The sequence below is a fragment of the Thioalkalivibrio sp. ALE22 genome (genome assembly GCF_000381445.1).
In the GTDB taxonomy this organism is placed as follows: domain Bacteria; phylum Pseudomonadota; class Gammaproteobacteria; order Ectothiorhodospirales; family Ectothiorhodospiraceae; genus Thioalkalivibrio.
Genome location: NZ_KB906515.1, coordinates 1 through 17,907, shown reverse-complemented (window position 1 = coordinate 17,907; position 17,907 = coordinate 1). Strand labels below are relative to the sequence as shown.

Here is a 17,907-nt window from a genome sequence, read left to right as displayed (position 1 = left end):
GAAACCCTGCCAGCATGCCCGAGCCATCGCCCCGGGTCGAACCCTTACTTTGGGACTGGTCTTGCGCGCGTGGAGGCGTTAGGTTGCGAAGGCACCCAGGGAGATACTGATTCATGGCCAACATCCTGATCATGGGCTGCGGCGATCTCGGCTGCGGCGTCGGAGAACAGCTCGCCGCGGCCGGCCACACGGTCTGGGGCCTGCGCCGCCAGCCGGAGCGCATCCCGAAACCGATCCAGCCGCTGGCCGGCGACTTCGCCCGCGCGGACGCGCTGCCGCCGCTGCCCCCGGCGCTGGATACCGTCTATTTCATCGCCACCCCGGGCGAGTTCACCGAGGCCGCGTACCGCCGCGCCTATGTCGACGGCCTGCGCAACACCCTGGCCGCGCTGGAGCAGGCCCGCCAGCATCCGCGCCGCATCGTGTTCGTCTCCAGCACCTCGGTCTTTGGCGCCGACGACGGGCGCTGGGTGGACGAGACCACCCCGGCCGAGCCCACCCGCTTCTCCGGGCGCTGCCTGCTGGAGGCCGAGCAATTGCTGGCCGACAGCCCGTTTGCCGGTGTGGTCGTGCGCTTTGGCGGGATCTACGGGCCGGGGCGCGAATACCACCTGCGCAAGGTGCGCGAGGGCGTGCGCGGTCAGCACGAAGCACCGGTCTGGACCAACCGCATCCACCGTGAGGACTGCGTGGGGCTGCTGACCCATCTTTTCCATCTGGACAACCCCGAGCCGCTTTATCTGGGCGTCGATGACGAACCGGCCCTTCGCCACGAGCTGCTCGGCTGGCTGGCGCAGGAGATGGAGCTCGATCCGCCCGGGCCGCCGCCGATGCCCGATGGTGCGGTCTCCGGCAAGCGCTGTCGCAACGAGCGGCTGCATGCCAGTGGCTATCGCCTGCGCTATCCGGACTACCGCACCGGCTATCGCGCCCTGCTCGACCAGCTCGCTATCACCTGAGCCACGCTTTCACACCTCTCAGGCTGGGCCGCGTTCGACTCCTGATGTTTACGATGCCTCCGGTTTGCCGCCTGCCTTGTGGTGGCTGGTCCCGGTTCGGCATCCGGTGTTTAGGATGGCTTCGGTCCGCGCACTGCCGATTGTTGGCTAGGCCTGGTTCAGCATCCGGTGTTTATGGGGGCTCCGGTCCGCATACTGCCCGGCGCTGACTCGCCAGCGCGCCCCGAGGCACTTTCTTGCTTGCCCAAGAAAGTGCCCAAAGAAGGGCACCCGGATTTCGCCCGGGAACCTCGCTCCGGACGCGCTGGGCCGGCGGCGCTGAACTCGCTGCGCCTTCGGCTCCGCTCAGACATCCAGCGCCTTCTCCCGGCCCATCACGCCCTCCACGAGGGGCTCCATACGGGAGGCGAAGGTCAAAACCGAACGTATCCCCACCTTTGCGCCTAACCATAGGCAACGCCGCCTGAAAGCCCCCGGCGCCCGCGCCGCGGGCGCGGCACGCAACGGCCAAAGGCCGAGCGTGCCCAAGATGCTCGAAGACCTAGCCTTCATCCATTCGCAAGAACGTCCAGACGGCCGTTGTCTTGACCTTGAAGCCCCGTTGTCGTCGCGCCGAGCGGAGAGGGTTTTCGCGGGAGACAAGGCGCTGGATGTCTGAGCGGAGCCGAAGGCGCAGCGAGTTCAGCGCCGCCCGCGAAAACCCTCGGAGCGAGGGAAACCCCGGCCCGCGCAGCGGGCCGGGGTCGCGGCAGTCGGGCGTGTTTCTTGGGTACTTCTTTGCACGAGCAAAGAAGTACCTCGCGGCGCGCTGGCGAGTCAGCGCCTGGCAGTATGCGGACCGGAGGCACCGTAAACACCGAACGACGAACCAGGGCCAGCCACTACTAGGCAGGCGGCCAGACATAACCAACGTAAACACGATAGCGGGCATCGGGCGGCGCGCGCGTCGCGCCGTTATAATGCGCGGCTTTCCCCACATTCCGACCCGAGCGCGCCCGCGATCATGGACAAAAGCTTCGACCCCAAGAGCATCGAGCAGACCCAGTACGAACGCTGGGAGGCCGCGAACATCTTCGCGCCGCCGGAGTCGGGCGAGGCCAACTACTGCATCCTGCTGCCGCCGCCGAACGTGACCGGCACCCTGCACATGGGGCATGCGTTCCAGCACACCCTGATGGACACCCTGATCCGCTACCGCCGCATGCACGGCGACCGCACCCTGTGGCAGGGCGGCACCGACCATGCCGGGATCGCCACCCAGATGGTAGTGGAGCGCCAGCTGGCCGCCGACGGCAAGGGCCGCCACGACCTCGGGCGCGAGAAGTTCCTCGAGGCGGTCTGGGACTGGAAAGGCCAGTCCGGCGGCACCATTACCCGCCAGATGCGCCGGCTGGGCGATTCGGTGGACTGGTCGCGCGAGCGCTTCACCATGGACGACGGACTCTCCGAGGCGGTGCGCGAGGTCTTCGTGCGCCTGCATGAAGAGGGCCTGATCTACCGCGGCAAGCGCCTGGTCAACTGGGACCCGGTGCTGCACACCGCGCTGTCCGACCTGGAGGTGCTGTCGGAGGAGGAGAGCGGCCACCTGTGGCACTTCCGCTACCCGCTGGCGGACGGCTCGGGCCACCTGACCGTCGCGACCACGCGCCCCGAGACCATGCTGGGCGATACAGCCGTCGCGGTGCACCCGGAGGACGAGCGCTACCGGCACCTGATCGGCCAGACGATCCGGCTGCCACTGGTCGGGCGCGAGATCCCGATCATCGCCGACGACTACGTCGAGGCCGAGTTCGGCTCCGGCTGCGTGAAGATCACCCCGGCGCACGACTTCAACGACTACGCGATGGGCCAGCGCCACGACCTGCCGGTGATCAATATCCTGACCATCGACGCCTGCCTGAACGACAACGTGCCCGAGGCCTACCGCGGCCTGGACCGCTATGAGGCTCGCAAGCGGGTGGTCGCGGATCTCGAAGCCGAAGGCCTGCTGGAGAAGATCGACGACCACAAGCTGATGGTCCCGCGCGGCGACCGCTCCGGCACCGTGGTCGAGCCCTACCTGACCGACCAGTGGTACGTGAAGGCCGGCCCGCTGGCCGAGCCGGCGATCAAGGCGGTGGAGGACGGCCGCATCCGCTTCGTGCCGGAGAACTGGTCGAAGACCTACTTCGAGTGGATGCGCAACATCGAGGACTGGTGCATCTCGCGCCAGATCTGGTGGGGCCACCGCATCCCGGCCTGGTACGACAGCGATGGCAATGTCTTTGTGGGCCGTTCCGAGGACGAGGTGCGCGAGAAGCACGGCCTGGCGGCCGATGTGGTGCTGACCCAGGACGAGGACGTGCTCGACACCTGGTTCTCCTCCGCGCTGTGGCCGTTCTCCACCCTCGGCTGGCCGGAGCAGACGCCGGAGCTGCGCGACTTCTACCCGACCAGCGTGCTGGTTACCGGCTTCGACATCATCTTCTTCTGGGTCGCCCGCATGATCATGATGGGCGAGCACTTCATGGGGGATGTGCCGTTCCGCGAGGTCTACGTCACCGGCCTGATCCGCGACTCGGAAGGCCAGAAGATGTCCAAGTCCAAGGGCAACGTGATCGACCCGATCGACCTGATCGACGGCATCAGCGCCGACGACCTGGTGGCCAAGCGCACCCAGGGCCTGATGCAGCCGCAGATGGCGAAGAAGATCGAGAAGACCACGCGCAAGGCCTTCCCCGACGGCTTCCCCGCGTTCGGAACCGATGCTCTGCGCTTCACCCTGGCGGCACTGGCCACCACCGGGCGCGACATCAAGTTCGACCTTGGTCGCATCGAGGGCTACCGCAACTTCTGCAACAAGCTGTGGAACGCCTCGCGCTTCGTGCTGATGAACGTCGAGGGCCACGACTGCTCGGCCGCGGACGACACGGCGGAGCACCGCACCCTGGCCGATCGCTGGATCCTCGACCGCCTGGCCGAAACCGCCGCGACCGCCACGCAGCAGCTCGATGCCTACCGCTTCGACCTCGCCGCGCAGACGCTCTACGAATTCACCTGGCACGACTACTGCGACTGGTACCTGGAGCTGACCAAGCCGGTCCTGAACGACGAGGCCACCCCGGACGCGGTCAAGCGCGCCACGCGCAATACGCTGGTCACCGTGCTCGAGGCCCTGCTGCGCCTGCTGCACCCGGTGATGCCGTTCATCACCGAAGCGATCTGGACCAGTGTGAAGCCACACGCCGGGATCGGCGACGACGTCGAGTTCCTGGTGCAGTGCCGCTGGCCGGCGCAGGACGGCTTCCCGCGTGATGCCACCGCCACCGCCGAGCTCGACTGGGTCAAGGACTTCATCACCGGGCTGCGCCGCATCCGCGCGGAGATGGACATCGCTCCGGGCAAGCCGCTGCCCGTGCTGGTGAAGAACTGGACCGACGCCGACCAGGAACGCTACACCCGCCACCGCGGCCTTCTGGAATTCCTGGCCAAGCCGGAAAGCGTCACCTGGCTGGATGCCGCCGACGAGGCCCCGGAATCGGCTATGGCCCTGGTCGACGACATGCAGCTGCTGATTCCGCTGGCCGGCCTGATCGACAAGGATGCCGAGCTGGCCCGCCTGGACAAGGAGATCGGCAAGCTCGACAAGAACCTCGAGCAGAGCGAAAAGCGCCTTGCCAACGCGAGCTTCGTCGACCGCGCCCCGGCCGACGTGGTGCAAAAAGAACGCGACCGCGTCGCCGAGATGCACACTACCCGCGACCAGCTCGCCGCCCAGCGCGAACGCATCCGCGCGATGTGAGGGCCTGTATTCACCACGAAGACACGAAGAAGGTCAAGGGCGAAGGGCGTTTAACAGGAAGTCGGGAAGACCGGAAGAACGAACAGGGACTAAAGGCGCTGTCCAGATGCCACCGCCTTGGGCGCAGCCCGCTGCACAGCTAGGCCAACCACCGTAAACCCTTCCCGTCTTCCCATCTTCCTGTAGATGTTTTTCCGGTTTTCTTCGTGCCTTCGTGCGCTTCGTGGTGAACAACTCAGCTGATGCGTTCGAGCATGCCGCGGTGGCGGATGAGGCGGGCAAAGCCGCGGCCCACGTGGTACCAGTGCAGCATCCAGGCCTCCCGTGCCAGCCGGGCCGCGGACACCCGCGAGCCCAGCTCGGCCGGACAGGGGCAGATGCGCAACCCCATGCCACGCGCCATCGCCGCCGACCGGGCGAGATGGAAGCGGCTGGTAATCAGCACCAGCGGCGCGTCGTCATGCGGCTCCCGCGCCAGCAGGTCACGCGCGTTGCGCAGGTTCTCCAGGGTGTGCCGGGAGGCATCCTCCGTCTGGATACGCTCGGCCGCAATGCCGTGGCGGCGCAGAAATGCGGCGCCCGCGGCGGCCTCGGTCGGGCCCTGCGGGGACGTCTGCCCGCCCAGCACGAGGATCCGGGCCTCGGGGTTGCGCCGCGCCAGCCGCACCGCGCGCAACAGGCGCAGACGGTACCCCGGACCTGGCGCCCCGGCCTCCAGTTGCTGCCCCAGCACGAGGATGCAGCGGCCCCTTCCGGGGCAGCGAAGCCGTCGCGACCAGCGCAGGGCATGGGTCCACAGCAGCAGCCAGGAGAGGCCGCCGGTTGCCAGGATGATCAGGTTCGACAGCGCGAAGGTCGCCAGGCCATCCGCGCCGATGCGCCCCAGTCCGACCCGTGCCGCACCCACGCGAGTCCGCTCAGGCCTCGTCTTCGGGGGTCGTGCCGCCGGTGAAACGCAGCCGCGCGTTGCGCCGGCGCCGCGCCCAGAAGTGCAGGGCCCGTGGCAGATTCAGCGCCATCTGGGTGTAGTACACGGCCTTGAAGGCGCGCAGCGACCACTGCACGCGGGTGTTGCGGTAGACATCGCCGGCCAGCAGGGAGATCACCGCCTGCTCCATGCCCAGGGTGTTGCGCGGCCCCATGAACAGCTTGCGCATCACCGGGCTGTTGAAGCGGTAGATCAGCCAGGAGAAGCGGCGCACGCCCCGGCGAACGTCGCGCTCGAACGCCCGCAGGTAGCGCCCGGCGCGCGCCGGACGCGCGAGGCAGCGGTCCACCGCGTCCGCGGCGCGAAATCCCCCCGACATCGCGATATAGACCCCGCTGGAGAACACCGGGTCGACAAAGGTAAAGGCATCGCCCACCAGCAGGTAGCCCGGCCCGTGGGCCTGACGCGAGCGGTAGGAGAAATTGCCGGTGGCATTCACCGGACCGGCCAGTTCCGCGCCCTGCATGCGCTCGAACGCCGGGGGACACAGCTTCAGCGTCTCCCACAGGAACGCCTCCGGCTTGGTCCTGCGCGTCTTCAGGTATTCCGGAAAGCACACCGCGCCCACGCTCATCGCACCGTCACGCAGCGGGATCATCCAGATCCAGCCATGCTGGAACCAGTAGATACTGATGTTGCCGGCATCCCGCCCGGGACGCCGCGGCACATTATTGAAGTGGCCGAAGATGGCCGCGCTGTTGTGCTCCGCGTTGCGCGTCTTCAGATCGAGGCGGCGCGCCAGGAAGGTATCGCGCCCGGAGGCATCGACCACGAAGTCGGCCTCGAACTCCAGCGTGTTCCCGGCCGCGTCGCGCGCGGTCACCTGCTGGGTCCCGCCGTTCGCCGGGTCGGCCAGGGCCGCATCCGAGACCGTCACCTCCTCCAGCACCCGGACCCCCAGGCGCGCGCTGTTCTCCAGCAGCAGGTGATCGAACTCCGAACGCCGCACCTCGTAGGCCGAGGCGGGGGTATCTTCGTTCAGGGCACGTTCGAAGTAGTAGGTGCGCGGCGCATCGGGCGCCTCGGGGATGGTGAATTCGGCCCCGTGCTTGGGGATGCCGAGGGTCGCGACCGCGTCGGCAATCCCCAGCTCCTCGAACAGCGGCATGTTCATCGGCAGCAGGGATTCGCCGATGTGGAAACGCGGATGCCGGGCCTTCTCCAGCAGCACCACGTCGCGACCCTTCTGCGCCAGCCGGGAGGCAACGGTGGAACCGGCCGGACCGCCGCCAATGACCAGTACCTGACAGCGACCGTCCGTTCCCGCGTTCTCTACCGCTTGTTTCAAATGCTGTCTCCACTGGCCATCCGGGCGCCCAAAACGGCGACCCGAACCGGTCGCGAGGGTACCACGACCCCCAAGGTGTGGGTATCATCGGCGCCCAGCAGGGTGACCGCCACGCGAAGTGGAAGTTCGCGGGCGGTCACAAAACCGCACATCACGACACCCCGGGGGAACACGTGGCATCGCAAACAGCGTTCGAACAGGAAGTCGCCCAACTGATCGTCGACAGTCTCAATCTGGAGGACGTGACGGCGGGGGAGATCGAGCCGGAAGACGCCCTGTTCCGCGACGGGCTGGGTCTGGACTCCATCGACGCCCTGGAACTGGCCCTGGCGATCTCGCGCGCCTACGGCGTCCAGATCCGTTCCGACGACGAGAACAACCGCCAGATCTTTGCATCCCTGCGCGCCCTGAGCGCCCACATCGAGGCGAACCGAGCCGCGTCGTGAACACCCCGCTCGCCGCCAGCGTGGCCCTGTGCTATCCGGTCGCGGTCGTGCTCGGCGTGGCCTTCGAGGTCCCCTTGCTGCCGCTGGCGATCCTGGCCGTGCTGATCCTGGTGGCGAGCTGGGGGGCCCTGGGGCCCGCCGGGCGGGCCGCGCTGTTCCTGGCGCAGGCCGCCGCCGTCGCCCTGTTACTGACCCTTGGCGCCGGAACCTGGCTGCTGTACACCATCCCGGTCCTGATCATGGGGCTGCTGGCGTGGCTGTTCGCGCGCTCGCTGCGCCCCGGCTCCACGCCGCTGATCACCCGCTACGCCCTGGCCATGGGCGCCTCCGACACCCCCGCGGTGCATCGCTACACGCGCAATCTGACCATCGCCTGGGCGCTGCTGTGCGGTGTCCTCGCCCTGGTCTCCGCCTGGCTGGCATTGTTCGCCTCCGCAACGACCTGGGCGCTGTTCGCCAACGGAATCAACTACCTGCTGCTGGCCAGCCTGTTCCTGCTGGAGTACCCGCTGCGCCTCTGGCTGCTGCGCGACGAGCCGCGCAGCGGTTTCCTGGCCTACCTGATCGAGCTCGCGCGGGTCGATCACCACCGGATGCTGAGGCACCCGTGACGGACCCGACAACGGACATGCGGCCGCTGATCGCCGAAGCCCCGGAACCGCTGGCCCGGATCGGGGATCGCCGGGTCTCGCGCGCGGCGTTCCTCGCCGACGTGCAGGCGCTGGCCGCGCAACTGCCGCCGGCCCGCGCGGCCTTCAATCTGTGCCAGGACCGCTACCACTTCGCGGTCGCCTTTGCCGCGATCCTGCTGCGGGGTCAGACCAACCTGCTGCCGCCCAACCGCGGCCGCACGACCCTGGCCGAGATCGCCGGCCAGTATCCGGATGCCATCGCCCTGGTGGACGGCCCGGACGCCGAGATCGCCATCCCGGTCCTGCGCGTCGCCGCCCGCGGCGAGGCGGGCGAGGCCGTGGGCCCCGTGCCCGCGATCCCTGGCGAGCAGACCGCCGTCCTGGCGTTCTCCTCCGGCAGTACCGGCACGCCCACGGCGCACGCCCGCAGCTGGACGGCCCTGCATGCGGTCACCGCCCAGGCCCTGGAGGCCCTCGACCTGGCGGGCCACCCCGGCCCCACCCTGGTCGGCACGGTACCGCCACAGCATATGTACGGCCTGGAATCGACCGTGCTGTATGCCCTGCTGGGGCACACCACGCTGCTGGCCGGGCGCCCGTTCTACCCCGAGGACGTGCGCACGGCGCTGGCCGACAGCGCCCCGGCGGTGCTGGTGACCACGCCCTTCCACCTGAAGGCCTGCCTGCGCGCCGGCCTCGAATGGCCGTCACCGACCCGCATCCTCTGCGCCACTGCGCCGCTGTCCCCGGATACCGCCGCCCGGGCCGAGCGGGTCTTCGGCTGCCCCCTCGACGAGATCTACGGCTGCACCGAGGCGGGGGCCATCGCCACGCGCCGCACGACCCGCGAGTCCGCCTGGACCACCTATCCCGGGGTGGAGATCCATCCCGGAGACACCGGGCGCGCGTGGGTCCGGGGCCCGCAACACCCCGCGCCGGTGCCGCTTCCGGACCATATCGAGGTGCAGGACACGCGCCTTTTCCGCATGGAAGGCCGTCTCGCCGATCAACTGAATATCGCCGGCAAGCGCGCCTCGCTGGCCGATTTGAACCGGCGTCTGAATGCCATCCCCGGGGTGCTCGACGGCGTCTTCATCCCGCCGGATCCCGAATCGGACACGCACGGCGTCACCCGCCTGGCGGCCCTGGTGGTCGCCCCGAAACGCAGCGAGGCCGAGATCCAGGCAGCACTGGCCGACTGCATGGACCCGCTGTTCCTGCCGCGCCCACTGGTGCGGGTTGACCACCTGCCGCGCTCGGCCACCGGCAAGCTGCCGCGTCAGGTCCTGCTGGACCTGCTCGCCCACCACGGCCAGTGCGCCTGACGGCGCGCCGCCCCATGCAACCGCCGGCCGTCCAGTCCACCATCCGCCGCATCGGGGCCGAGCACCCGTCCCTGCCCGGGCATTTTCCCGGCCACCCGGTGGTCCCCGGCGTGGTAATCCTCGATCAGGTGGCAGCGGTCGCGCGGGCCCACGGTCTCGGACCGGTCGCGGCCCTCCCGCAGGTCAAGTTCCTCGCGCCGCTGACACCGGAGGCCGCGTTTCGCATCGAGATCGACCCGCCCGGTCGTGGCGGGCGGCAGGGGTTTCGCGTCGTGGCCGCCGAGGGCGATCCGCCGGTCACCTTCTGTTCCGGCCAGCTGGTCACGCTCCACGACACCCCGGATCCATGAGCCGCGCCTGGTTCCAGCAGGCGGAACGGGGCTCGCCGCTGGCCCTGCGCATCATCCTGTGGGTGGCCCTCAATCTCGGGCGCCGGGCCAGCCGCGCGCTGCTGTACCCGATCACCGCGTATTTCCTGCTGTTCGCGCCGCAGTCGCGGCGGCACAGTCGCAATTACCTGCGCCGGGCGCTGCAGCGCGAGCCGCGGCTGGCGGACCTGGCGCGCCACCTGCACAGCTTCGCCGCAGTGATCCTCGACCGGGTCTTCCTGCTCGCCGGGCAGGATGCCTGCCTCGATATCCGGGTCCACAACCGCGAGACCTTCCTCGAACACGTGGACAGCGGCCGCGGCGCGATCCTGCTGGGCGCGCACCTCGGCAGCTTCGAGGCCCTGCGCGCCCTGGCGGTGGGCAAGTACGACTTCCCGGTGCGGGTCCTGATGTACAGCGACCACAATCAGAGCATCACCCAGGTCCTGGAGGCGCTGAATCCCGAAGTGGCCGCGTCGGTGATCCCGCTGGGGCGTACCGAGACCTTGATCCAGGCCCGCGAATGCCTGGATCGCGGGGAACTGATCGCCACCCTGGGCGACCGCGTCGCCGAGAGCGACAAGATGGTCGCCTGCGACTTCCTCGGCGACACCGCGCTGTTCCCCCAGGGGCCGTTGCTGCTGGCCGCGGTACTCAAGGTCCCGGTGATCCTGTGCTTCGGGCTCTATCGCGGCGGCAACCGCTACGATATCGTCTTCGAACCCTTCGCCGAGACCCTCGACGCCCCGCGCGGGCAGCGTGACGAGATCCTGGCCCAGTGGGTACAGCGCTATGCCGACCGCCTCGCGGCGCGGGTACGCGAAGCCCCCTACAACTGGTTCAATTTCTATGACTTCTGGGACGATGCATCCAAATAGGCGAGGCCACGGCCTTGGCCCGCGTATCCGCCAGTCCGGCATCACGCTGATCCTGGCCTTGGGTCTTCTCGCCCCTGTATCGGCCCTGGCCAACGACACCCTCGGCGCATTGCTGGAAGCCCTGACCACCGAGCGGGCAGCGACCCTCGCGTTCGAGGAGCGCCGCGACGATCCGATGCTGGAGTTCCCGGAGATACGTTCGGGCTCGCTGGCCTTCGAGCCCCCCGATACCCTTACCCGCCAGGTCGACGGCCCGCGGGGCGAGACCGTGCACATCGAGGGCGACACCCTCACCCTGGAACGGCGTGGCTCCAGCCGCGAGATCGACCTGAACGAACAGCCCGCCCTGGCCACCCTGACCGGCCTGTTCCGCGCCCTGCTGAACGGCGACCGCGAGCAACTGGAGGCCGATTTCGAGATCGAGCTGACGGGCGACATGGAGGCCTGGACCCTGGAGCTCGTCCCACGGGACCGCGCCCTGCGCCGCATGGTCCCCGAACTGACCCTGACCGGCGCCGGCGACGAACTACGCGAACTGATCACGGTCGAGTCCGGCGGACACCAAAGCCACATGCGCTTCGAGCCGCCGCAGTACGCGGACTAGGGAAACACTGATTGATGTGCCCGTCCCGCATCGCCCTGGGCCTGTGGCTGGCCGCGCTCACGCTGGCCACGCTCACGCTGGCCCTGCGCGGCGAACTGGTTACCGACCTGCAGGGCTTTGCCCCGGACCCGATCAGCGCCGACGGCATCGTGCTGGATCCCGGGGCCGGCCCGGCCGGACGTATGCTGCTGCTGGCGATCGCCGGGGGCGAGGCGCGCGATCGGGCCGCGGCCAGCGATGCCCTGGTCGCCGCTCTGGAGGATGTCCCGGACGTGGCGGGCGTCCACAACGGCCGCCTGGACCCCGACGACCCGGCCCTGGAATTCCTGATCGAACATCGCTACCTGCTGAGCCCGCAGATCCATGCCGATGCCTTCAGCCAGGATGCCCTGCGCGAACACCTGCAGGCGCGCCGCGATGACCTCTCCAGCGCCGTCCCGGAGCTGCCCCGGGAACTGATCCCGCGCGACCCCACCGCCGAGACTCGGGTCGTTCTGGAGCAGCTCGCCACCACCGGCGGCCGGGCAACGACCGGGCCGGACGGGGTCTGGGTGACCCCCGATCGTGAACGGACGCTGCTGGTGCTGCGCAGCACCGCCGACGGCATGGACCTGGACGCCCAGGCGGCCCTGATCGAACGCACGCGCACCGCCTTCGCCGACCTCGACCCGCCGGAGCTGCGCCTGCAGATCGCCGGCCCGGCGGTCATCGCGGTGGAATCGCGGGCCACCATCCGAGGCGAGGTCACCTGGATCACCACCGGCGCCAGTATCGCCCTGGCCCTCCTGCTGCTGGCAGTGTTCCGCCACCCGCATCCGGTCTGGCTGGCGGCCGTACCGCTGGCGAGCGGCATCCTGATCGCGGCGGCGGTGGTCACTACGGTCTTCGGGCACCTGCACGGGATCGCGCTGGCCTTCGGCATCACCGTGCTGGGGATCGCCCTGGACTACCCCTTGCACCTGTTCGCCCATGCGCAGCGGCGCGACAGCCCGCACCTCGGGGACGCACGCCTGGCGCAGGCCGCGCGCGAACTGGGGCCCGTGATCGCCCTGGGCGCTGGCAGCACCGTGCTGGTGTTTGCCCTGATGGCCCTCACCGGCTTCTCCGGCATGGCGCAGCTGGGGCTCTTCGTACTGACCGGAGTGGCCGTGGCCGCCGTGACCACCCGCTGGGTCCTGCCGGTCCTGGTTCCCGCCCGGTTGCAGCGCGAGGGCCTGCCGGCTCCGAGGCTGCCGGTCCCGGTCGCGCTCGCGCACCCCCCGGCGCTGGCCCGCTGGGGCGTCGCCCTGCTGGCCCTGGCCGCGGTCGCCGTGGTGGCGAGCGCCGATCCCTTTCCGTGGGAAGACCGCCTGTCCGCGCTGCACCCGGTGCCGGAGGAGCAGGTCACGCTGGACCAGGAGCTGCGGGGCGCACTGGGGCTACCGGACGTCCGCCACGCCCTGCTGATCACTGCCGACTCCGCGGAACGAGCCCTGCGCGCCAGCGAGGCCCTGGTCCCGGAGCTGGAAGCCCTGCGCGCGTCCGGGCTCGTGGACGGCTTCGGCCACCCCGCCGAGGTACTGCCAAGCCGGCAGCGCCAGCAACAACGCCAGGCCGCGCTGCCGCACCCCGATGACCTGCGCGAACGCCTGGCAGCGGCGAGCGCGGATCTCGGGTTCCGCGAGGGGGCCTTCGCACCCTTTGTGGAGGACATCTCGGCGGCTCGCGAGCAGGCACTTCTGGCCCCGGAGACCCTGCCGGACGGCCCCCTGCGCAACGCGCTCGACCCCCTGCTTCAGCCACACGAGGACGGCCAGGGCTGGACCGCCTGGGTCCGCCTGCAAGGGGTCCGGGATGACGAGGCCCTGGCGCGCTGGGCCGCGGACATCCCGCGGGCCGACCTGTCGGAACGGGAGGGGAACGGCGCAGGCGTGCACCACATCGATTTCTTCCGGGCCTCCGAGGAACTGGTCATCGGCTTCCGCGACGAGGCCCTGCAGCGCCTGGCGCTGGGTCTGGTGGCCGTCGCGCTCTTGCTGCTGGTCGCCACTCGGGCCCCGGGGCGCAGCCTGCGCATCCTGACGGCCGTCGGCACCGGCTTGCTGCTGACCCTGGCCGCACTGATCCTGCTGGGCGTCCGGCTGTCGCTGTTCCACCTGATCGCGCTGCTGCTGATCGCCGGGCTGTGTCTGGACTACGCGGTGTTCTTCAGCCGCCCCCTGCGGGATGCCGCGGCGCGCCTGCGCAACCTGCGCTCGGTCGGCGTCTGCGCGCTGTCGACCCTGGTGGTGTTCGGGCTGCTGGCCCTTTCCAGCCTTCCGGTCCTGCAGGCCCTGGGCCTCACGGTGGTGCTGGGCGTGGTATTTTCCTTCCTCGCGGCGGCCCTGCTGGCGCCCGAGGTCAACCCAGGAAAACGCTGATCCAGGCGAGGCCGCCTGACACCCATCCACCCGGAATCGCCTCCGGCCACTATCCACAGAACACGCCCCATGGACCCACTGGTCATCACCGCCCACACCCTGACAAGCGCTGCCGGAACCGGGATCGCCGCCAACGCCGAGGCCCTGCGCAACGGGGTCAGCGGGCTGCGCCCCTGCGATCTGGAAAGCGTGAGTCTGGACACCCACATCGGCCGCGTGCCCGGCGTGGAGGCCATCACCCTGGAAGGCGAGCTCGCCCCGTTTCAGTGCCGCAACAACCAGCTCGCCGAACTGGGCCTGCGCCAGGATGGCTTCGCCGACGCGGTGGCGGCCGCCGTTGCGCGCTACGGCGCCGACCGGGTGGCCGTGCTGCTGGGCACCAGCACCTCGGGCATCGCCGCCACCGAGGCCGCCTACCACCGGCGCGACCCGCAGACCGGGGCCCTGCCCCCGGATTACGACTACCAGCACACCCAGAACATGTTCTCGCTGGCCGATTTCGTCGCCACCCGCTTCGGCCTGTCGGGGCCGGCCCTGGTGGTCTCCACCGCCTGCTCGTCCAGCGCCAAGGTCTTCGCCGATGCCCGTCGCTACATGGCCGCGGGGCTTTGCGACGCGGCCGTGGTCGGCGGTGTCGACAGCCTGTGCGGCATGACGCTGTATGGCTTCAATGCCCTGCAACTGGTGGCCGCGCAGCCCTGCACCCCGCTGGACCGTGACCGCGCCGGGATCTCGATCGGCGAGGCCGCCGGCTTCTTCCTGCTGGAACGCCCCTCGCCGGATACCACGGGACCACGGCTGACCGGTCACGGCGAATCCAGCGACGCCCACCACATGTCCGCCCCGCACCCTGAGGGCCTGGGGGCCGCGACCGCCTTGCAACAGGCGCTGGAGCGCGGCGGACGTCGGGGCGACGAGATCGACTACGTGCTGATGCATGCCACCGCAACCCCGGCCAACGACGGCGCCGAGGCCCGCGCCCTGGTGCGCAGCCTGGGACCGCGCCCGCGCGCCGTAGGCACCAAGGGTCTGACCGGACACACCCTGGGCGCCGCCGGCGCGGTGGGCGTGGCCCAGGCCCTGGCCAGTCTGGACGGCGGCTTTGTGCCACCCACGGCCGGCCTGAAGATGCTGGATCCGCAACTGGACCTCGAGGCCCGCGGCGAGGCGGAACCGCGCCCGGTACAACGGGTACTGGTGAATGCCTTCGGCTTTGGCGGCAACAACTGCAGCCTGCTGCTGGAGGCCGCGCCATGAAGGCCATTGGACTCCATGCCGTGGGGCTGCTGGGCCCGGGACTGGACGACTTCGACAGTGCCCGCCCCGTGCTGGCCGGCGAGACCCCGCTGGCGAGCCGCGAGGTCCACGTCCCTCCGCCCGGGCTGCTTCCGGCCAACGAGCGCCGACGCACCACCGCCACCATCCGCCTCGCCCTGAAGGTCGCGGAAGAGGCCACCGAAGGGGCCGATCGCAGCCGGCTGCGCAGCGTGTTCGCGTCATCCTCCGGCGACATGGACATCATCGACCGCATCTGCGATGCCCTGACCCAGCCGGAGCCGGTAGTGTCGCCGGTGCAGTTTCACAACTCGGTGCACAATGCCCCGGCCGGCAACTGGTCGATCGCGACCCGCAACCCGGCGCCGGCCACGGCGCTGTCCGGCTACAACGCCAGCCTGGCCGCGGGGCTGCTGGAGGCCGCGACACTGCAGCTGGACGAGGGCGGCGACGTCCTGCTGGCCTGCTACGACGTGCCGTCCATGGACAGCTTCATCCACGTGCGGCCCATCCATCACCCCTTTGCCGTGGCCCTGCGCCTGGGCCCGGTGGACGGCGCACCCTGGCAGCTGCAGCTCGACCTCGGAGGGCCGGCCGCGGCCGACCCCTGCCACAGTGATGACCTGGAGGCGCTGCGCGCGAGCAATCCGGCCGCGCGCGCCCTGCCCCTGCTGGAACGGCTGGTCCGGGGCACGCCCGGAAATGTTACGCTTGAGGCGCCGCTGGGCCGGTCCCTGAACATCCGGGTCGGGCCCTGAACCATCCGCCCGGATCAGGAAGATCCCGCGCATGTCATCCCGACCCGAGACCCTGGATCACGAGGCCATCTGCCGGCTGCTGCCGCATGCCGGCGCAATGTGTCTGCTGGATACGGTGGAGGCCTGGTCCGACACCACCATCCATTGCCGTGCCGAAAGCCACCGCGACCCGGCCAACCCGCTGCGCGGCGAGGCTGGGCTGCATGCCCTGGCGGCGCTGGAATACGGCGCCCAGGGCATGGCCGTGCACGGCGCCCTGCTGGCCGATGCCGGGCCGGCGCGCGCCGGCTATCTGGCGGCGGTGCGGGATCTGCAGCTGCAGACCCGTCGCCTCGACAGCCTGGGAGCGGCACTGGAGATCCACGCGGACTGCATCCTGTCGGACCGCAACAGCTCCATCTACGACCTGCGCGTAAGCGCGGGCGCACAGCCGGTGCTGAGCGCCCGCGCGACCGTCATCCTGCAACCCGCCGACGACGAGGACAGCCCGTGACTGCACGCGCCCTGATTACCGGCGGCAGTGGCGCCATCGGCGCCGCCATCGGCCACGCCCTGGCCATGGCCGGCCACGAGGTCATCCTGCATGCCCATCGCAACGCCGCCGCGGCCGAGGCGACCGCCGATGCCATCCGGGCCGATGGCGGCCAGGCCCGGGTGCTGGTATTCGACATCACCGACGAGGGGGCCTGCCGCGAGACGCTGGAACCCCTCGCGGCCGAGCAGCCGGTACAGATCCTCGTCCACAACGCCGGCATCCACGACGACGCGCCACTGGCCGGGATGCGCCGCGAACAATGGGACCGCCCGATCGATGTCGGCCTCAACGGCTTCTACAACGTGACCCAGCCGCTGCTGCTGCCGATGATCACCACCCGCTGGGGCCGGGTGATCGCGATCTCCTCGGTAGCCGGGCAGATCGGCAATCGCGGCCAGACCAATTACGCGGCGGCCAAGGCCGGCCTGCACGGCGCCATCCGCTCGTTGGCCCAGGAGGTCGCCTCGCGCGGCATTACCGCCAACGCGGTCGCCCCCGGCATCATCGAGAGCCCCATGAGCGAGGGCAGCTTCGATGCCGAACATATCCGCAATCTGGTGCCGATGCGCCGCGCCGGCCGGCCCGAGGAAGTCGCGGCCGTGGTCGGCTTCCTGGCCAGCGACGCAGCCAGTTACGTCTCCGGCCAGGTGATCGGTGTCAACGGCGCCGTCGCCTGACGCCTCCATGAGCACGGTCGTCGCCCTGATCCCCGCCCACAACGAGGCGGCCACCATCGAAGCGGTGGTGGCCGGCGCCCGCGCGCAGGTGGACCGGGTGATCGTAGTGGACGACGGATCCGATGACGCCACCGCCCGCCTGATCGAGGATCAGGCCGAAGTCCTGCGCATGGACGAGAACAGTGGCAAGGCCAGCGCCCTGTGGGCCGGGATGCAGCATGCCCTGGCCACCGGCGCCGAGGCGGTGGTGACCCTGGATGCCGACGGCCAGCACGACACTACCGAGATCCCCGCGCTGGTCGCCGCGTGGCACGAGACGCCGAACCGGCTGGTCCTGGGCGCACGCCTCAAGGGCCGCGAGCACACCCCGCCGCTGCGCCTGTTCGGCAACCGCATGGCCGACTTCTGGATTGCCTGGGCCTCCGGGCAGCCGCTGCGGGACTCCCAATCCGGCTTCCGCCTCTACCCGGCCGCCCTGCTGCGGCGCCTGGACCTGGCCCACCACCGGGCCCGCGGCTTCGTGTTCGAGAGCGAGGCCCTGATCGTCGCCGAACGGCTGGGATTCCCGGCACGGGTGGTCCCGGTACGCTGCATCTACCCGGAAAACCACCGCCCCAGCCACTACCGGCCGACCGCGGATACCCTGCGGATCATCGCCATGGTTGCCGGCCACCTGCTGCGCCGTGGAATGCGCCCGCTGGGGCTGCTGCGTTCGCTGGGCGTGATCCGCCGTTAGGGAGACGCTGATTGAATCGCACGTCCGCGTTGGTGCCCCCTGTTTTCCGAGACAAGGCGCGTCGTGCAGCGGGTAGTGGTTCTACCCGCAAGCGGCGCAACGCAGGATCGGGGAACAGGGGGCACCAACCCCACAAGCCATTGAAAGCAGGGGCTCGGCCGCTTTTGCGTGGGAACGGCGTTGCGGTTCCCTTGTGCAGAATGACTGCACGGCAGTCACCGCGCCTTGTTCGCACGCAAAAGCGACTCGAGCGCGGAC

17 protein-coding genes are annotated in these 17,907 nt (G+C 69.9%); 14 read left to right on the top strand and 3 right to left on the bottom strand.

Annotated elements, in window-relative coordinates; translation table 11 throughout:
• The first annotated feature begins 113 nt into the window (after positions 1-113).
• Entirely contained in the window at positions 114-959 is an 846-nt protein-coding gene (locus F793_RS0112925; protein WP_018882455.1) for an SDR family oxidoreductase, read from the top strand.
• A gap of 345 nt (positions 960-1,304) precedes the next feature.
• Here the strand turns inward: F793_RS0112925 and F793_RS14210 are convergent, their stop codons facing one another.
• Positions 1,305-1,511 carry a hypothetical protein gene (locus tag F793_RS14210; protein WP_018882456.1) on the bottom strand — a complete coding sequence of 69 codons (207 nt, stop codon included), beginning with the start codon at positions 1,509-1,511 and terminating at the stop codon, positions 1,305-1,307.
• A gap of 451 nt (positions 1,512-1,962) precedes the next feature.
• Here F793_RS14210 and F793_RS0112915 point away from each other — a divergent pair, with 451 nt between their 5' ends.
• Entirely contained in the window at positions 1,963-4,740 is a 2,778-nt protein-coding gene (locus tag F793_RS0112915) for a valine--tRNA ligase (protein ID WP_018882457.1), read from the top strand.
• A 235-nt stretch (positions 4,741-4,975) separates the two neighbouring features.
• Here F793_RS0112915 and F793_RS0112910 read toward each other — a convergent pair whose 3' ends face one another.
• On the bottom strand, positions 4,976-5,647 hold the full coding sequence (locus tag F793_RS0112910; protein WP_018882458.1) for a YdcF family protein: 672 nt from the start codon (positions 5,645-5,647) through the stop codon (positions 4,976-4,978).
• A 10-nt stretch (positions 5,648-5,657) separates the two neighbouring features.
• Complete coding sequence (locus F793_RS0112905; RefSeq protein ID WP_018882459.1) at positions 5,658-7,016, bottom strand: NAD(P)/FAD-dependent oxidoreductase; 1,359 nt, start codon at positions 7,014-7,016, stop codon at positions 5,658-5,660.
• A 173-nt stretch (positions 7,017-7,189) separates the two neighbouring features.
• Between F793_RS0112905 and F793_RS0112900 the strand changes: the two genes are divergently transcribed.
• The 12 genes from F793_RS0112900 to F793_RS0112845 all read left to right on the top strand — a co-directional run bounded on the left by F793_RS0112900 (position 7,190) and on the right by F793_RS0112845 (position 17,649).
• Positions 7,190-7,462, top strand: a complete 273-nt coding sequence (locus F793_RS0112900) for a phosphopantetheine-binding protein (protein ID WP_026279160.1) — start codon at positions 7,190-7,192, stop codon at positions 7,460-7,462.
• Positions 7,459-8,073, top strand: coding sequence for a hypothetical protein (locus tag F793_RS0112895; protein WP_018876115.1), 615 nt, complete (start codon positions 7,459-7,461; stop codon positions 8,071-8,073). Before F793_RS0112900 ends, F793_RS0112895 begins: the two co-directional genes overlap by 4 nt.
• A 17-nt stretch (positions 8,074-8,090) precedes the next feature.
• Entirely contained in the window at positions 8,091-9,419 is a 1,329-nt protein-coding gene (locus F793_RS0112890) for an AMP-binding protein (protein WP_018882460.1), read from the top strand.
• Positions 9,420-9,433: 14 nt separating this feature from the next.
• Positions 9,434-9,769, top strand: a complete 336-nt coding sequence (locus F793_RS0112885) for a hypothetical protein (protein ID WP_026279161.1) — start codon at positions 9,434-9,436, stop codon at positions 9,767-9,769.
• Positions 9,766-10,665, top strand: a complete 900-nt coding sequence (locus F793_RS0112880; protein ID WP_018865748.1) for a lipid A biosynthesis acyltransferase — start codon at positions 9,766-9,768, stop codon at positions 10,663-10,665. Before F793_RS0112885 ends, F793_RS0112880 begins: the two co-directional genes overlap by 4 nt.
• A 58-nt stretch (positions 10,666-10,723) precedes the next feature.
• A complete protein-coding gene (locus tag F793_RS0112875) occupies positions 10,724-11,269 on the top strand; it encodes a LolA-related protein (protein ID WP_038028317.1) in 546 nt (181 codons plus the stop codon).
• A 14-nt stretch (positions 11,270-11,283) separates the two neighbouring features.
• A complete protein-coding gene (locus F793_RS0112870) occupies positions 11,284-13,668 on the top strand; it encodes an MMPL family transporter (protein ID WP_018882461.1) in 2,385 nt (794 codons plus the stop codon).
• A 69-nt stretch (positions 13,669-13,737) separates the two neighbouring features.
• A complete protein-coding gene (locus F793_RS0112865; protein ID WP_018878775.1) occupies positions 13,738-14,925 on the top strand; it encodes a beta-ketoacyl-ACP synthase in 1,188 nt (395 codons plus the stop codon).
• Complete coding sequence (locus F793_RS0112860) at positions 14,922-15,701, top strand: beta-ketoacyl synthase chain length factor (protein ID WP_018879925.1); 780 nt, start codon at positions 14,922-14,924, stop codon at positions 15,699-15,701. Before F793_RS0112865 ends, F793_RS0112860 begins: the two co-directional genes overlap by 4 nt.
• A 31-nt stretch (positions 15,702-15,732) precedes the next feature.
• Positions 15,733-16,194: a hypothetical protein gene (locus F793_RS0112855; protein WP_018865753.1), complete on the top strand. Its 462-nt coding sequence runs from the start codon at positions 15,733-15,735 to the stop codon at positions 16,192-16,194.
• A complete protein-coding gene (gene fabG, locus F793_RS0112850) occupies positions 16,191-16,913 on the top strand; it encodes a 3-oxoacyl-ACP reductase FabG (RefSeq protein WP_018882462.1) in 723 nt (240 codons plus the stop codon). The genes F793_RS0112855 and fabG overlap by 4 nt, the downstream gene beginning before the upstream one ends.
• Before the next feature lie 7 nt (positions 16,914-16,920).
• On the top strand, positions 16,921-17,649 hold the full coding sequence (locus tag F793_RS0112845; RefSeq protein WP_018882463.1) for a glycosyltransferase family 2 protein: 729 nt from the start codon (positions 16,921-16,923) through the stop codon (positions 17,647-17,649).
• Positions 17,650-17,907 lie beyond the last annotated feature (258 nt).

Excerpts from the sequence above, each read along its gene's own strand:
- F793_RS0112890 (WP_018882460.1), top strand. The coding sequence starts at position 8,091 with ATGCGGCCGCTGATCGCCGAAGCCCCGGAACCGCTGGCCCGGATCGGG.
- F793_RS0112885 (WP_026279161.1), top strand. The coding sequence starts at position 9,434 with ATGCAACCGCCGGCCGTCCAGTCCACCATCCGCCGCATCGGGGCCGAG.
- F793_RS0112870 (WP_018882461.1), top strand. The coding sequence starts at position 11,284 with ATGTGCCCGTCCCGCATCGCCCTGGGCCTGTGGCTGGCCGCGCTCACG.
- F793_RS0112915 (WP_018882457.1), top strand. The coding sequence starts at position 1,963 with ATGGACAAAAGCTTCGACCCCAAGAGCATCGAGCAGACCCAGTACGAA.
- F793_RS0112855 (WP_018865753.1), top strand. The coding sequence starts at position 15,733 with ATGTCATCCCGACCCGAGACCCTGGATCACGAGGCCATCTGCCGGCTG.
- F793_RS0112860 (WP_018879925.1), top strand. The coding sequence starts at position 14,922 with ATGAAGGCCATTGGACTCCATGCCGTGGGGCTGCTGGGCCCGGGACTG.
- F793_RS0112845 (WP_018882463.1), top strand. The coding sequence starts at position 16,921 with ATGAGCACGGTCGTCGCCCTGATCCCCGCCCACAACGAGGCGGCCACC.
- F793_RS0112865 (WP_018878775.1), top strand. The coding sequence starts at position 13,738 with ATGGACCCACTGGTCATCACCGCCCACACCCTGACAAGCGCTGCCGGA.
- F793_RS0112925 (WP_018882455.1), top strand. The coding sequence starts at position 114 with ATGGCCAACATCCTGATCATGGGCTGCGGCGATCTCGGCTGCGGCGTC.
- F793_RS14210 (WP_018882456.1), bottom strand. The coding sequence starts at position 1,511 with ATGAAGGCTAGGTCTTCGAGCATCTTGGGCACGCTCGGCCTTTGGCCG.
- F793_RS0112880 (WP_018865748.1), top strand. The coding sequence starts at position 9,766 with ATGAGCCGCGCCTGGTTCCAGCAGGCGGAACGGGGCTCGCCGCTGGCC.